This is a genomic window from Burkholderia sp. PU8-34 (assembly GCF_053427725.1).
This window is the reverse complement of sequence record NZ_JBSAXC010000004.1, coordinates 426,298-439,474: the sequence shown is the minus strand read 5'-3', so window position 1 is coordinate 439,474 and position 13,177 is coordinate 426,298. Positions and strand designations below refer to the sequence as shown.

General features: G+C 66.6%; 11 protein-coding genes. 5 read left to right on the top strand and 6 right to left on the bottom strand.

What is annotated here, in order from left to right; translation table 11 throughout:
* Positions 1-6: 6 nt before the first annotated feature.
* The 3 genes from ACV22Z_RS13360 to ACV22Z_RS13350 form a co-directional block, all read right to left on the bottom strand.
* On the bottom strand, positions 7-483 hold the full coding sequence (locus ACV22Z_RS13360; protein WP_448076761.1) for a chemotaxis protein CheW: 477 nt from the start codon (positions 481-483) through the stop codon (positions 7-9).
* Positions 484-511: 28 nt separating this feature from the next.
* Positions 512-2,188: a methyl-accepting chemotaxis protein gene (locus tag ACV22Z_RS13355; protein WP_448076760.1), complete on the bottom strand. Its 1,677-nt coding sequence runs from the start codon at positions 2,186-2,188 to the stop codon at positions 512-514.
* 610 nt (positions 2,189-2,798) lie between these two features.
* Entirely contained in the window at positions 2,799-3,023 is a 225-nt protein-coding gene (locus tag ACV22Z_RS13350) for a hypothetical protein (protein ID WP_448076759.1), read from the bottom strand.
* Positions 3,024-3,037: 14 nt separating this feature from the next.
* Here ACV22Z_RS13350 and ACV22Z_RS13345 point away from each other — a divergent pair, with 14 nt between their 5' ends.
* Together ACV22Z_RS13345 and ACV22Z_RS13340 are read left to right on the top strand one after the other, a co-directional pair.
* Complete coding sequence (locus ACV22Z_RS13345; RefSeq protein WP_448076758.1) at positions 3,038-3,241, top strand: hypothetical protein; 204 nt, start codon at positions 3,038-3,040, stop codon at positions 3,239-3,241.
* A gap of 30 nt (positions 3,242-3,271) precedes the next feature.
* A complete protein-coding gene (locus ACV22Z_RS13340) occupies positions 3,272-4,294 on the top strand; it encodes a DUF2891 domain-containing protein (protein ID WP_448076757.1) in 1,023 nt (340 codons plus the stop codon).
* A gap of 11 nt (positions 4,295-4,305) precedes the next feature.
* On the opposite strand, the gene ACV22Z_RS13335 is transcribed toward ACV22Z_RS13340, so the two are convergent.
* Complete coding sequence (locus ACV22Z_RS13335) at positions 4,306-6,564, bottom strand: TonB-dependent receptor (RefSeq protein WP_448076756.1); 2,259 nt, start codon at positions 6,562-6,564, stop codon at positions 4,306-4,308.
* Between the two features lie 415 nt (positions 6,565-6,979).
* Here ACV22Z_RS13335 and ACV22Z_RS13330 point away from each other — a divergent pair, with 415 nt between their 5' ends.
* Positions 6,980-8,053, top strand: a complete 1,074-nt coding sequence (locus ACV22Z_RS13330) for an asparaginase (RefSeq protein WP_448076755.1) — start codon at positions 6,980-6,982, stop codon at positions 8,051-8,053.
* A 192-nt stretch (positions 8,054-8,245) separates the two neighbouring features.
* Here the strand turns inward: ACV22Z_RS13330 and ACV22Z_RS13325 are convergent, their stop codons facing one another.
* Positions 8,246-9,220 carry a LysR substrate-binding domain-containing protein gene (locus ACV22Z_RS13325; RefSeq protein ID WP_448076754.1) on the bottom strand — a complete coding sequence of 325 codons (975 nt, stop codon included), beginning with the start codon at positions 9,218-9,220 and terminating at the stop codon, positions 8,246-8,248.
* A 204-nt stretch (positions 9,221-9,424) separates the two neighbouring features.
* Between ACV22Z_RS13325 and aspA the strand changes: the two genes are divergently transcribed.
* A complete protein-coding gene (gene aspA, locus ACV22Z_RS13320) occupies positions 9,425-10,831 on the top strand; it encodes an aspartate ammonia-lyase (RefSeq protein WP_448076753.1) in 1,407 nt (468 codons plus the stop codon).
* Between the two features lie 106 nt (positions 10,832-10,937).
* On the top strand, positions 10,938-12,431 hold the full coding sequence (locus ACV22Z_RS13315; RefSeq protein WP_448076752.1) for an amino acid permease: 1,494 nt from the start codon (positions 10,938-10,940) through the stop codon (positions 12,429-12,431).
* Between the two features lie 45 nt (positions 12,432-12,476).
* Here ACV22Z_RS13315 and ACV22Z_RS13310 read toward each other — a convergent pair whose 3' ends face one another.
* Positions 12,477-13,166: an alpha/beta hydrolase gene (locus tag ACV22Z_RS13310; RefSeq protein ID WP_448076751.1), complete on the bottom strand. Its 690-nt coding sequence runs from the start codon at positions 13,164-13,166 to the stop codon at positions 12,477-12,479.
* Positions 13,167-13,177 lie beyond the last annotated feature (11 nt).

The window sequence follows — 13,177 nt, the reverse complement described above, 5'->3', positions numbered from 1 at the left end:
TGGCCATCATCCGGCAAGCGCCTGCGCGGGCGGAAACAGCATGGCGCGCGCGTCGTCGTCGAGCATCTGCTCGACGTCGATCTGCTGCACGAATCCCGTCGCGTCGGCGGCGACCGGCCCGAGCCAGCGCGCGTGCGGCGTCACGATCCCGCTGTCGGCGAATTGCGCGGGCGCGAACTCGCGCACCTGCGTCGCGTGCTCGACGATCAGCCCGAGCCATCGATCGGCGCCGTCGGCCGTGTGCTGCTGCGCATAGCGCACGACGACGAGCCGCGTCGAACGCAGCGCGTGCGCCGCGCGCCCGAGCGCGAGCCGCGGCACGTCGATCACCGGCACCAGCGTGCCGCGGTGATCGATCACGCCGGTGAGCCAGGGCGGCGTGCCCGGCATCGATTTCACGGGTGCGAGCGCCAGTACCTCGACGATCCGCGTCGCATCGAGCGCATAGCGTTCGCCGTCGAGTTCGAAAAGAAGGAAAAGCATCGTGTCGTCCGCCCGAAGGCCGCGTGCGTCAGCCGTCGATCTTGAAGCGCGACACGCCGGTGCGCAGGTGGTTCGCGACGAGCGTCAGGTCGTCGATCGCCTGCGACGACTGGCGCAGCGACTCGGCCGTCTGCTGCGCGGCTTCCGACAGCTGCGACAACGCCTGCGTGATCTGCTCGGCGCCGGTCGCCTGCGTCTGCATCCCTTCGTTGACCATCTGGAAGCGCGGCGCGAGCGTCTGCACCTCGTGGATGATCTGCGACAGCTGGCCGCCGACCTGCTGGATCTCGCGCATGCCGCGCCGCACTTCCTCGGAGAAGCGGTCCATTCCCATCACGCCGGCCGACACCGCCGACTGGATTTCCTTCACGGTCTGTTCGATGTCGTAGGTCGCCACCGCCGTCTGGTCGGCGAGGCGGCGGATCTCGGTCGCGACGACCGCGAAGCCGCGGCCGTACTCGCCGGCCTTCTCGGCTTCGATCGCCGCGTTCAGCGACAGCAGGTTGGTCTGGTCGGCAACTTTCGTGATCGTCGCGACGACCTGGTTGATGTTGACCGCCTTCTCGTTGAGGATCGCGAGCTTCGCGTTCACCGAGCCCGCTGCCTCCATCACGCTGTGCATCATCTCTTCCATGTGCGCGAGGCCGCTCTGGCTCGCGCCCGCGAGCGTCGCCGACTGCTCGGCCACGCCGGCGACCTCGTTCATCGTGTGCAGCAGGTCGCGCGACGTCGCGAGGATCTCGCGGGACGTTGCACCGATCTCGGTCGTCGTCGCGGCCGTTTCGCTCGCGGTCGCCTGCTGCTCCTTCGACGTCGCCGCGATCTCGGCAACCGACGTCGTCACCTGCAGCGACGACTGCTGCGCCTGCGACACGAGGCCCGCGAGCTCTTCGGCCATCCGGTTGAAGCCGTCCTGCAGCGTGCCGAATTCGTCGCCGCGGCGCAGGTCGAGCCGCTGCGCGAGGTTGCCGGTGCGCATCGCGTCGTGCACCTCGACGAGCCGCGCCATCGGCCCCGTGATCGCGCGGAACAGCGCATAGCCGGTCGCGAGCGCGACCAGCAGCACGACGCTCAGCGCGGTCGCGAGCGTCGCTTCCGCCGTGTTGACCGACGTGCGGATCTGTCGTGCCGAATCGTCGGCCTGGGCGCGGTTTTCGTCGACCAGCACTTCCGCGGCACGGACCACGTTCTCCCACGCCGTCGTCACGTGCGCGAAGTCGGCCTGCGCGGCCGCGCGGTCGCTCGCCGCCGCATGTGCGGCGTCGTTCAGGAGCGGCAGGTATTGGTCGTATGCGGCCCGGAACGTGGCGAAGCGCGCCTTGTCGTCTTCGCGGAACAGCGTCGCCTCGTACTGCGCCGACGCCTGGTCGAGACGCCGCAGCGCTTCCGGTATCTGGTCGAGTTCGCGCTTCGTGCTGTCAGCGTCGCCGTCGACGAACAGTGCGCGTTCGAGCACCGTGTAGCTTTGATTGGTCGCGGCGCGCAGCGACGTCGACAGGTACAGGCCCGGCACCGAATCCCGCTGGAGGCTGTCGGCGGCGGCGTCGATCGCCGTCAATCGGGTGTATGAAATCGCGGCCATGACCAGCATCAGCACGAAGATCGCGCCGAAGCTGAGCACGATGCGCGTGCCGAGCGTGAAGCGTCCGCCGCGCAGCAGGGCGGGCAAAGGGGGCGTGCCGGCGCGGGGCGTCGCAGTGGCCATGTGTATCTCCCGGAGGGCTTGGGTCGTGTGGATCCTGCGGCGCGAAGTGCAGAGAAAACGATTCGGTCGCGGGTCGGCACGATCGATTGAATCGCTCCGGATAGGTGTCCGATTGCCGACGACCCGCATGCTGTCATGCGGCGCGTCTGATCGCAATCGAATTTTTTGCGCATTGCGCCATGCTTTTGCATCCCATTCAAGATAGGTCATTGTTCTGACAATTGGTGTAATTGAATTGAAATGCAGGATGCTTGCGATCAGGCATGTTTGGCACGCAGGCGGGAATGGGAACGAGAAGCGGCACGAGCAGCGGCACGAGAAGCGGCACGACGTCGCGAATGCACGCGGATTCGCGTGGCGGCGCGGAATCATTTGAAAACGAATTGAAAATTATCTGCGTGCCGGGCGGTGGCCGGAATGGCGATTTTCGCGCCGCGCGCCGCCGGTAAAAGCGGGGCAATGAGCGCTGTTTTCCGCATCGATCGATATCGCGCGTCGATGTTGCGGAACCGGGCTCGACAGAGGGCTTCGGTGGGACAGGGCGCGGTGCGCCCCATGGACGTGGTTGAAGCGGCAGATGGCTGCACGCGTCGCCGCGTGCAGCGCGGACTCAATGGCTGCGCGCGTACCCCTGGATCAGCGCGCGCATCATCCCCTCGATCGTCGCGTCGCGCAGATCGTCTTCCTGCGCGACGTCCTCGACGAGCGCGGCATACGCGGTGGCGAGCGTCACGCGGTCGACTTCATGGCGCTGTTCCATCAGCGTCACCATGCCGTCCTTCGCCAGATGAGCGGAGAACGCGCGGCTGCCGATGGTCTCGAATACGTCAATCATGGCGGCTCTCCCGAATGTTGCGGATGCTTTTCAGTGTAGTTGCTGCGGCGGGGCTCCGCACGGTCCGCCGCACCGCATGCGGGCATTCATCCGATGAAATTTCAAGGCGCCCTGAAGCTCAGCTTATCGACTTTTTGTCGATAAATTATCATGTTCAGACCGCGCTGCTGTTCGTGGTCGACACGCTGCCGCTCTATATGTATGTTTTCCGCTGCTGACTCCGCTGCTGGCGAAGGGACGAGACGCTCATGACTGCACGACTCACACCCGACATCGCGTCGAAATTCGCGTCGCTCGCGCTTGCGCACCTGACGCGCGAGTACCCGAACAAGCTCACGCACGCGCTCGCCGGCCCGCAGGACGTGCAGGCGCCGCGCGCGCTGCATCCGATCTTCTACGGCAGCTACGACTGGCATTCATGCGTGCATGGCTACTGGCTCGTGCTCCGTCTGCTCGAACGCTTCCCGGCGCTGCCGGAGGCAGAGCGGATCGTCGCCGTTGTCGACGCGCACCTGACCGACGCGAACGTCGCGGGCGAGCGCGCGTATCTCGCGCTGCCGCACAACAGCGGCTTCGAGCGGCCGTACGGCTGGGCGTGGCTGCTCGCGCTCGCCGCGCAGCTCGAGCGTGTCGCGCTGAAGGGTACGCTGCCGCAGGCCGCGCGCTGGGCGAAGACGTTCGCGCCGCTCACCGACATGTTCGTCGCGCGCTTCGAGGTGTTCCTGCCGAAGGCGACCTATCCGCTGCGTGTCGGCACGCATTTCAACACCGCGTTCGCACTCGCGCTGGCCTTCGATTTCGCGCGTGACACGCAACGCGACGGGCTCGCGGCGCTGATTGCCGACACCGCGAAGCGCTGGCACCTGAACGACGTTGCGTGCCAGGCGTGGGAGCCGTCGGGCGACGAGTTCCTGTCGCCCGCACTGATGGAAGCGGAGCTGATGCGGCGCGTGCTCGCGCCGGCCGAGTTCGACGGCTGGTTCGCGCGTTTCCTGCCCGATCTCGCGCGCGGCGAGCCCGCGACGCTGTTCGTGCCGGCAACGGTCAGCGACCGCAGCGACGGCAAGATCGCACACCTCGACGGCCTGAACCTCAGCCGCGCGTGGTGCCAGCGCGCGCTCGCAGGCGCGCTGCCGGAAGGCGACGCGCGCCGCGCACGGCTGCTCGACGCGGCCGACCGGCATCGGGACAGCGCGCTCGCGCACGTTGCCGGCGACTACATGGGCGAGCACTGGCTCGCGACGTTCGCGACGCTCGCGCTGGAGGCGTGACGCCCCGCTCGTTACTGATAGAAGTTCAGCGTCACCATCGCCGAGCGGCCCGGTGCCCACGTCGCGTAGATCGGGTACGCGCTCGAGTAATACTTCTTGTCGAACAGGTTCTGCACGTTCAGCTGCAGGTCCATCGTCTTGTTCACGCGCCACGTCGCGGCCGCGTCGAAGCGCGCGTAGCCGGGCGTCCACTTCTTGACGGTCGGCGACACCGACGCATAGGTCTTGCTCGCGACGGTTGCGCCCGCGCCGACGGTCAGCTTCGGCATCACGTCGTAGCTCGTCCACAGCGTGAAGTTGTGCTTCGGCACCATCACCATCGGCAGGCCCGATCCGCCGGGGTTGCCGGGGCCGGCGTCGGTCGTGATCGCGTTCAGGTACGAGTAGCCGCCGAACACGCGCCACTTGTTCGTCACGTTGCCCGCGAAGCCGAGTTCGACGCCGCGCACGCGCTGCGTGCCGGCATTGACCGTGTGGCCGAGCCCGTCGCTCACGCGCGCATTGGTCTTCTCGGTCTGGAACAGCGCCGACGTCAGCGACAGCCGCTCGTCGAGCACGTCCCATTTCGCGCCGATCTCGATGTTGCGCGAGCGCTCGGGCGTCAGGTCCTGGTTGGTCGCGGTGATCTGGTCGGTGCCGCCGCCGAGGCCTGCATTCGAGCCCGGCGGGTTCGACGACGTGCCGTACGACGCGTACAGGCTGACGTTGTGCACCGGCTTGAACACGAGGCCGAACTGGTAGCTGAACAGGTTCGACGTGTTCGACAGGTCGGCGACGCCGGCTTGCTTCGCGGTGATGTCGTAGCGGTCGAAGCGCAGCCCCGCGTTGAACAGCCAGCGCTCGGACAGCTTCATCGTGTCGAACATGTAGGCGGACACCGTGTCGGTGCGCGTGTTCGTCGTCGGCCCCGGGAAGCCCTTGTCGCCGTTCAGCACGATGCTGCCGGTCCACGGCATGTTCGCGTTCCAGCCGCCCGCGAGCGGCGTGCAGTTGCCCGCGACCGAGCACGGGCCGCCGGTGCGGATGTTGTTGCCCGCCGAATCGGACACCAGATAGCCCTCGTAGCGGCTCTGCTCGTGGCTGAACTCGACGCCGGCCGTCATCGTGTGCTGCATGCCGAACAGGCTCGCGCGTCCGGTCACTTCGGTCTGGTTCGCGATGCTGTTGAGCGCGTACTTGCCGCTCTTCGCCTGCAGGCCCAGCATATTCGGGTTCGACGCGAGAATCTGCGGGTTCGTCGCGACGTAGTCGAGCGTCGAGCGTCCGAACATCGTCGTGTTCTTCAGCTTCAGGTCGTCGTTGAAGCGGTGCTCGACGCGCACTTCGGCCGAATCGGTTTGCGTGTAGCGGTAATCGCGCGTGTTCAGCCCGAAGAACTGGCCGCGATCGGTCGGCACCGGCGTTCCGCCCGACGCGCGGAACGGCACGCTGAAATCCGGCATGTCGTAGCTGTTCAGGTGGTAGTAGCTGACCGTCACCGTGGTCGGCGTGTTTAGCCCGAACACGACCGACGGCGCGACGCCCCAGCGCTTGCTGTACACGTCGCTGCGGCCGGCCTGGTTCGCGTCGTGGCCCATCACGTTCAGGCGCACCGCGGTCGTGTCGTTGAGCTTGCGGTTCGCGTCGATCGTCGCGCGCTTGTAGCCGTCGGTGCCGAAGCCGATGCTGCCGTTGATGAAGTCGTCGTTCTGCGGCGTCTTCGTGACGATGTCGATGCTGCCGCCGACCGAGCCGCGGCCCGCGTACACCGAGTCCGGGCCCTTCACCACGCTGATCTGCTCGACCGCGAAGGTCTCGCGGTTCTGCACGCCCGAGTCGCGCATCCCGTCGACGAAGATCGAGTTGCGCGATTCGAAGCCGCGGATCACCGGACGGTCGGCCGACGGGTTCGCGGCCGCATCGCCGCCGAGGAACGTGATGCCGGGCACCGAGCGCAGCGCGTCGGCGAACGTCGTCACGTTCTTTTCCTTGATCAGCTGTTCGGGAATCACGGTGACCGCGCGCGGCGTATCGAGCAGCGGGGCGGTGAACTTGTACGACGGCGAGCGTTTCGCCTGCATGTCGGACACCGCGGACGACTGGACCGCGATTGTCGGTAGCGTCGCGGACGTGCTGTCGGCGGCGGCCGGTTGCGCGGCGGGAGCCGGGGTGCCGGGGGCGGCGGCTGCCGCGGACGTGGATTGGGCAGCGGCGAGGAACGGCGTCAGGAAAACGGAGCAATACAGCGCGGACACGATGGCACGCGGCCGCGTCTTGAACTGGGCAGGCATAGGGAAAGCAGCGGAAGGTCGGTGTTCGGGAGTGTGCTGGCGATGGCGGCGGACGGCGCCCGGGGTCATCGAACACGTCAATCTAAATGCGTATGATTCGCGTTTACGATCGCAATTGTAGGGATTGGTACGAAATATGTAAACACTTGAATGGTTTTTGTACTAAACCGGTCAGGTTGGGCATAAGCGGGCGGGGGCGGCCAGGCGGCAGAACGGGCGCGTTCGTGGCGGATCGGCTGCGTTCGAACACATGAGGGCATTCGAGAGCAGTGCGCGTACCGGCAGCACGACTGCCTTTGCATCGGGCGCAAGACCGCTTTCCATCGAGGGTTTCGCCCGGCGCGGCGGCGACTCGATACACTTCCGTACCGATTGGACAAGGCCCCTGATGGCGCGGCCTGAGCATGGAGACACGATGGACAAGAACGGCGCAGCGGCAGTCACTTACCGTGGCAACGCGATCGAGAACACGCACGTCGCACACGTTGCGGTGGTGGATGCCGACAGCAGGCTGCTGTACCGCTTCGGCGACCCTTACCGGATGACGCTCGCGCGATCGGCGGCGAAGCCCGCGCAGGCGTTGTCCGTGCTCGAGACGGGCGGCCCCGACCGGTTCGGCTTCGACGAGGCGGACGTTGCGCTGATGTGCGCGTCGCACAGCAGCGAGGACCGGCATATCGAGCGGACGCGGGCGATGCTTTCGAAGGTGCATGCGCAGGAATCCGATCTTCGATGCGGCGGGCATGCGCCGCTGTCCGACGCGGTATACCGGTCATGGATCAAGCGCGACTACAGCCCGACCGGCGTGTGCAGCAATTGCTCGGGGAAACACGTCGGCATGCTGGCCGGCGCGCAGGCGATCGGCGCCGCGATCGGCGACTACCATCTGCCCGCGCATCCGATGCAGGCGCGGGTGAAGCGCGTCGTCGCCGAAGCGTGCGGCCTGCGTGAAGATGAAGTCGAATGGGCGATCGACGGCTGCAACCTGCCGACGCCCGCATTTCCGCTCGATCGTCTGGCCCGCCTGTATGCGACCCTCGCCGACGGTGCGGACGCAGTGGACGCCGTGGAGGCTGGCAAGGGCTCGCCAGGCGAGCGCGTCAGCGCGCTCGCGCGCATTCATCATGCGATGACGCGCCACCCCGAGATGGTCGCCGGCGACGGCCGGTATTGCACGGTGCTGATGCGCGCGTTCGAAGGGCAGGTCGTCGGCAAGCTCGGCGCGGATGCGTGCTACGGGCTCGGCGTGCGCGCGTCGGAGCAGACCCGGCGCCTCGGCGCCAACGGCGCGCTCGGCATTTCGGTGAAGGTCGACGACGGCAACATCGACGTGATGTACATGATCGTCTGCGAACTGCTCGAGCGGCTGCAGATCGGGACGGCGGAGCAGCGCCGGCAACTGGACGTCTTCCATCGGCCCCCGATGCGCAATACGCAGAACGTCGAGATCGGTCACGTGACGTTCCCGTTCGAACTGCAGCAGGGTTGATCGCCCTCGCTGCGGAAGCGCGGCGGTGGCGGTCGGGCTCGCGACCGCCACGCCCGTTCGACGCGCCGCCCGGCCTGCTCGCCTCCTGCCGGGCATCCGGCACGATCCGTCTGCCACTCAGCGGCCAATCGCATACGAAACCGTGTCAAGCAGTGCCCCGATCGTCAAAGCGAGGCGCTTTTCAACAGCCTGCTACCGCCGGCCGCCGCGGATCTTCTGCATTTCCGCGTCCGACAGCTCGCCGATGTGCGCGAGGTGTTCCGCGAGAAACTCCCTCAATACCCGCAATTTCGCCGAGCTGCGCCGGTTTGCCAGATACGCCATGTAGATGAAGTCGCCGGTCAGCTTGTTCTGCAGCCGAAAGCGGGGCAGCACGGGCTCGAGCTGGCCGCTCGCCAGCAGGTCCCGCACCAGCCAGATCTCGAACTCCGCGATGCCGAGCCCCGCGCGGGTGGCTTCGAGCAGCAGTTCCGAGTGATCCGTGACGAGGTTGCCGGCCGGCAGGATGCTGTGCCGCGCGTCTTCATGAACGAGCTCCCAGCGCGGGTCGCCCTCCGGGTGAACGTAGCGCAGGCAATTGTGGTTCTCCAGGTCGTCCGGCGTGACTGGCCGTCCGCAGCGATCGAGATAGGCCGGCGCCGCGCACAGGATGCTGTCGTTGCGCGACAGCCGCTGGACGATCAGGTTGTCGAGATAGTTCTCGCCCTCGTGGATGTCGAGGTCGAAACCGCCGGCCACCAGGTCGTTGTGGTTGTCGGTCAGCCTGACGTCGAGCTGGATCGTCGGATAGCGTGCAAGAAACGGCGCGACGAGCGGCGCGAGATAGCGCCGGCCGAAGCCGACCGGCGCGGTGAGCTTCAGCGGGCCGCTCGGCTGCGCATTCAGCTCGGCGACGACGCGCAGCGTGTCGTCGAGATCCGCGATCAGCGTGACGGCCCGTTCGTGATAGATGCTGCCCGCTTCGGTCAGCGTCACGCTGTGCGTGGATCGGTACAGCAGCGGCACGCCGAGCACCTCTTCGATCGCCGATACCTTGCGCGCGACGGTGGACGTCGACACGTGCATTTCCTTCGCAACCGCCGAAAAACTGCCCGTTTCGACGACTCTCACGAACGCGCGCATCGCGCCCAGGTGATCGATGCCCGTCTCTCTCGCTCCTTTCCTCATCGTTCTCTCGCTATGGCGTCGCTGTTGCGTGGGACGCAAAACCGCTTTCGATAATACAGAAACAAGGATTTTTATGCAAAGGCATAGAATGCGAACGCGTCGCGCAGGCGGCTGGTACGCGAGGTGCCGAATCCGCTGCGCCGCGCGACGGCTCGCCCGGGTACGGGCGAGGCCGGCGACACGAGACAATTCTGGAGAGACACGATGGCTGGCAACGACTTCCGCGTCGAGACCGATCTTTTAGGTAAACGAAATGTTCCGGCGGATGCCTATTACGGCGTTCATACGCTGCGCGCGAAAGAGAATTTCGACATCACCGGGCGCAGCATCGCGTCGTTCCCTTACCTGATCATTGCGCTGGCAGCCGTGAAGGAGGCTGCCGCCGAAGCGAACTGCGAACTTGGCCTGCTGCCGAGCGCTTACCGGGACGCGATCGCCAAGGCTTGCGTCGAGATCCGCGAAGGGCATCTGCACGACCAGTTCATCGTCGACATCATCCAGGGCGGCGCGGGCACGTCGACCAACATGAACGCGAATGAGGTGATCTGCAATCGCGCGCTGGAAATCATGGGGCATGCGCGCGGCGAGTATGAATTTCTGCACCCGAACGAGCACGTCAATCTCGCGCAGAGCACGAATGACGTCTATCCGACCGCGATCCGGATCGCGACGTGTTTCGCGATCGAGCATCTACTCGAGGCGATGTTCTGCCTGCGCGAAGCGTTCGACGACAAGGCCGAGGAATTCGCCGGCCTGCTGAAGCTCGGCCGGACGCAACTGCAGGACGCCGTGCCGATGACGCTCGGCCAGGAGTTCTCCACGTATGCGGTGATGCTGACGGAGGACATCGCGCGCCTGCAGGAGGCGAGTGCGCTGATTCGCGAGATCAATCTCGGCGCGACAGCAATCGGCACCGGGATCACCGCGCATCCGGAATACGCGGAGAAGGCGCTCGTCGCGCTGCGCCGCATCACCGGCATCGAGCTCAGCACCGCGCCGAACCTGATCGAGGCGACGCAGGACTGCGGCGCGTTCGTGCAGATCTCCGGCGTGCTCAAGCGGATCGCGGTCAAGCTGTCGAAGACCTGCAACGACCTGCGGCTGCTGTCGAGCGGCCCGCGCGCCGGCTTCGGCGAGATCAATCTTCCGCCGATGCAGGCCGGTTCGTCGATCATGCCCGGCAAGGTGAATCCGGTCATTCCGGAGGTGGTCAACCAGGTTGCGTTCGAAGTGTTCGGCAACGACCTGACGGTCACGTTCGCGGCGGAAGCCGGCCAGCTCCAGCTCAACGCGTTCGAGCCCGTGATCGCGAGCGCGCTGTTCCGCAGCTTCAACCACCTGACCGCTGCATGCGTGACCCTCGCCGACAAGTGCGTGAGCGGCATCACCGCGAACCCCGACCGGCTGCGCGACACGATGGAGCGCTCGGTCGCGCTCGCGACCGCGCTCAATCCGTACATCGGCTACAAGAGCGCGACCTCGGTGGCCGCCGAGGCGCACGCGAGCGGCAAGACCGTCCGCGAAGTCGTGCTGGGCCGCAACCTGATGACCGAGGCGCAACTGGACGAGGCGCTGCGGCCCGAAGCGCTGATCCAGCCGCGCGTCTACTGAACGTTGCCGCGCGCCGGCGTTTGCAGCACGCGCCGCCGCGTGCGGCCGACCCCATCAGCGCTTCCACGGAAGCGCGACAGATCACAAATCCGATTGGAGACACACCATGAAGCACGCCAGCGAGCGCCCGGCTGATGCAGCCAGCGGCGCGGACACCCGCCACGCCGACCCGGACGCGCTGTTCGCGTCTCACGAAACCGGCTATGCGAAGCACTTGAAGCCGAGACACGTCCAGATGATCGCGATGGGCGGCGCGATCGGGACCGGCCTGTTTCTCGGCGCCGGCGGCCGCCTGCAGCACGCGGGGCCCGCGCTCGCGATCGTTTATCTCGTCTGCGGCATATTCGCATTCCTGATCATGCGCGCGCTCGGCGAACTCGTGATGCATCGCCCGACCAGCGGCAGCTTCGTGTCGTATGCACGCGAGTTCATGGGCGAACGCGCGTCGTTCGTCGCCGGCTGGATGTACTACCTGAACTGGGCGACCACCGGCATCGTCGACATCACCGCAGTCGCGATCTACATGAAGTACTGGGCCGTGTTCTCGGACGTGCCGCAGTGGGTGTTCGCGCTCGGTGCGCTCGCGATCGTGTCGACGATGAACATGATCGGCGTGAAGGTGTTCGGCGAAATGGAGTTCTGGTTCTCGCTCGTCAAGGTGGGCGCGCTGAGCGTGTTCCTGCTCGTCGGTACGGTGTTCCTGGCGAGCGGCCATCCGGTCGGCGGGCAGGCGCCGGGGCTCCATCTGATCGCGGAGAGCGGCGGGATCTTTCCGCACGGCATTCTCCCGGCCGTGCTGATCGTCCAGGGCGTGGTGTTTGCGTACGCGAGCATCGAACTCGTCGGGGTGGCAGCGGGCGAGACCGCCGACGCGCGCAAGGTGCTGCCGAAGGCGATCAACAGCGTGATGTGGCGCATTGCGTTGTTCTATGTGGGCTCGGTGTTGCTGCTGATCACGCTGCTGCCGTGGACCGCGTACAGCGCGCACGAAAGCCCGTTCGTGACGTTCTTCGGCAAGCTCGGCGTGCCGTACGTCGGTACGGTGATGAACGTCGTGGTGCTCACCGCGGCGCTGTCGAGCCTGAACTCCGGGCTCTATTCGACGGGACGCGTGCTGCGTTCGATGGCAATGGGCGGGTCCGCGCCGCGGTTCGTGTCGCGGATGAACGCGCGCGGCGTACCGTACGGCGGCATCCTGATCACGGTCGCGATCAACGCGATCGGCGTGCCGCTGAACTACATCGTTCCGGCGCAGGCGTTCGAGATCGTGCTGAACATGGCGTCGCTCGGCATCATCGCGACGTGGGGCTTCATCGTGATGTGCCAGATCCTGTTCCGCCGCAAGGTGAAGCGCGGCGAACTGAACGACGTGCCGTTCCGGATGCCCGGCGCACCGTTCACGTCGTGGCTCACGCTCGCGTTTCTACTCGGCGTGCTGGTGCTGATGGCGTTCGATTACCCGGGCGGCACGTGGACCATCGCGATGATTCCCGTTGTCGCGCTCGCGCTGACGGTCGGCTGGTATCTCGCGAAGCGGGGTGAGGCGCGCGCGCCCGCGGTGACGGGCCGGTCGCTGGCAGATCAGGCGAACAACGCGTGACGGTGGGGCTCGGCGGCAGGCTGTTCCGGATCGGGGCCGCATGCATCACGTGGCCTGATTCAACCCCACGCGGTCGCCGAGCCAGCGGCTGAAATCGCCGATCATGTCGGTGCTCAGTTCGTGTCCGGCCGGATACAGCCGCGTGTCGTGCGCGACGCCGAGCGCGGTGAGTTTCGCGTCGGCGGCTTCGGCCCATGAGACCGGCAGCTTGTCGTCGAGCCGGCCGTGCACGATCAGCGCATGCAACGTGCGCAGCGCGTCCCGCGGGGCGATCTGCGGATCGATCTCCGGCAGGATGCGGCCGCACAGCACCGCGAATCCGGCGACGTCCGCCGGCGACGTGAGGCTGACGCTCGCGCTCATGATGCCGCCCTGGCTGAAGCCGGCGATCACGGTCGGCAGCGGTGATGCGCCGTCCCGCTCGCGCAGCGCACGCACCAGCGCCAGCAGCTTCACGCGGCTTGCTTCCGCATGGGCCGCGTCGATCTCCGGGCCGTTCGGGCCGAAGCGCACAGGAAACCATGCGTGTTGTCCGGGCCCGAACGTGAGCGGGCCGCGCACGAACGCGATCTCGATGCGGGGATCGAGTGCGTCCGCGACCGCCAGCAGGTTGGTTTCGTTGCCGCCGACGCCGTGCAGCAGCAGCAGGCGGGCGGCCGGTCTGGCGCTCGCCGGGTGCAGGCGGTAGGCGAGTCCGGATACGGGGTCGTCGGTCAGGGGCAGAACGTCGGTCATTGCGGGGATCC

What these genes read in the sequence shown, in the direction of transcription:
- aspA (WP_448076753.1), top strand. Translation starts at nt 9,425, where the DNA reads ATGGCTGGCAACGACTTCCGCGTCGAGACCGATCTTTTAGGTAAACGA.
- ACV22Z_RS13355 (WP_448076760.1), bottom strand. Translation starts at nt 2,188, where the DNA reads ATGGCCACTGCGACGCCCCGCGCCGGCACGCCCCCTTTGCCCGCCCTG.
- ACV22Z_RS13360 (WP_448076761.1), bottom strand. Translation starts at nt 483, where the DNA reads ATGCTTTTCCTTCTTTTCGAACTCGACGGCGAACGCTATGCGCTCGAT.
- ACV22Z_RS13315 (WP_448076752.1), top strand. Translation starts at nt 10,938, where the DNA reads ATGAAGCACGCCAGCGAGCGCCCGGCTGATGCAGCCAGCGGCGCGGAC.
- ACV22Z_RS13350 (WP_448076759.1), bottom strand. Translation starts at nt 3,023, where the DNA reads ATGATTGACGTATTCGAGACCATCGGCAGCCGCGCGTTCTCCGCTCAT.
- ACV22Z_RS13335 (WP_448076756.1), bottom strand. Translation starts at nt 6,564, where the DNA reads ATGCCTGCCCAGTTCAAGACGCGGCCGCGTGCCATCGTGTCCGCGCTG.
- ACV22Z_RS13330 (WP_448076755.1), top strand. Translation starts at nt 6,980, where the DNA reads ATGGACAAGAACGGCGCAGCGGCAGTCACTTACCGTGGCAACGCGATC.
- ACV22Z_RS13325 (WP_448076754.1), bottom strand. Translation starts at nt 9,220, where the DNA reads ATGAGGAAAGGAGCGAGAGAGACGGGCATCGATCACCTGGGCGCGATG.
- ACV22Z_RS13310 (WP_448076751.1), bottom strand. Translation starts at nt 13,166, where the DNA reads ATGACCGACGTTCTGCCCCTGACCGACGACCCCGTATCCGGACTCGCC.
- ACV22Z_RS13340 (WP_448076757.1), top strand. Translation starts at nt 3,272, where the DNA reads ATGACTGCACGACTCACACCCGACATCGCGTCGAAATTCGCGTCGCTC.
- ACV22Z_RS13345 (WP_448076758.1), top strand. Translation starts at nt 3,038, where the DNA reads ATGTTGCGGATGCTTTTCAGTGTAGTTGCTGCGGCGGGGCTCCGCACG.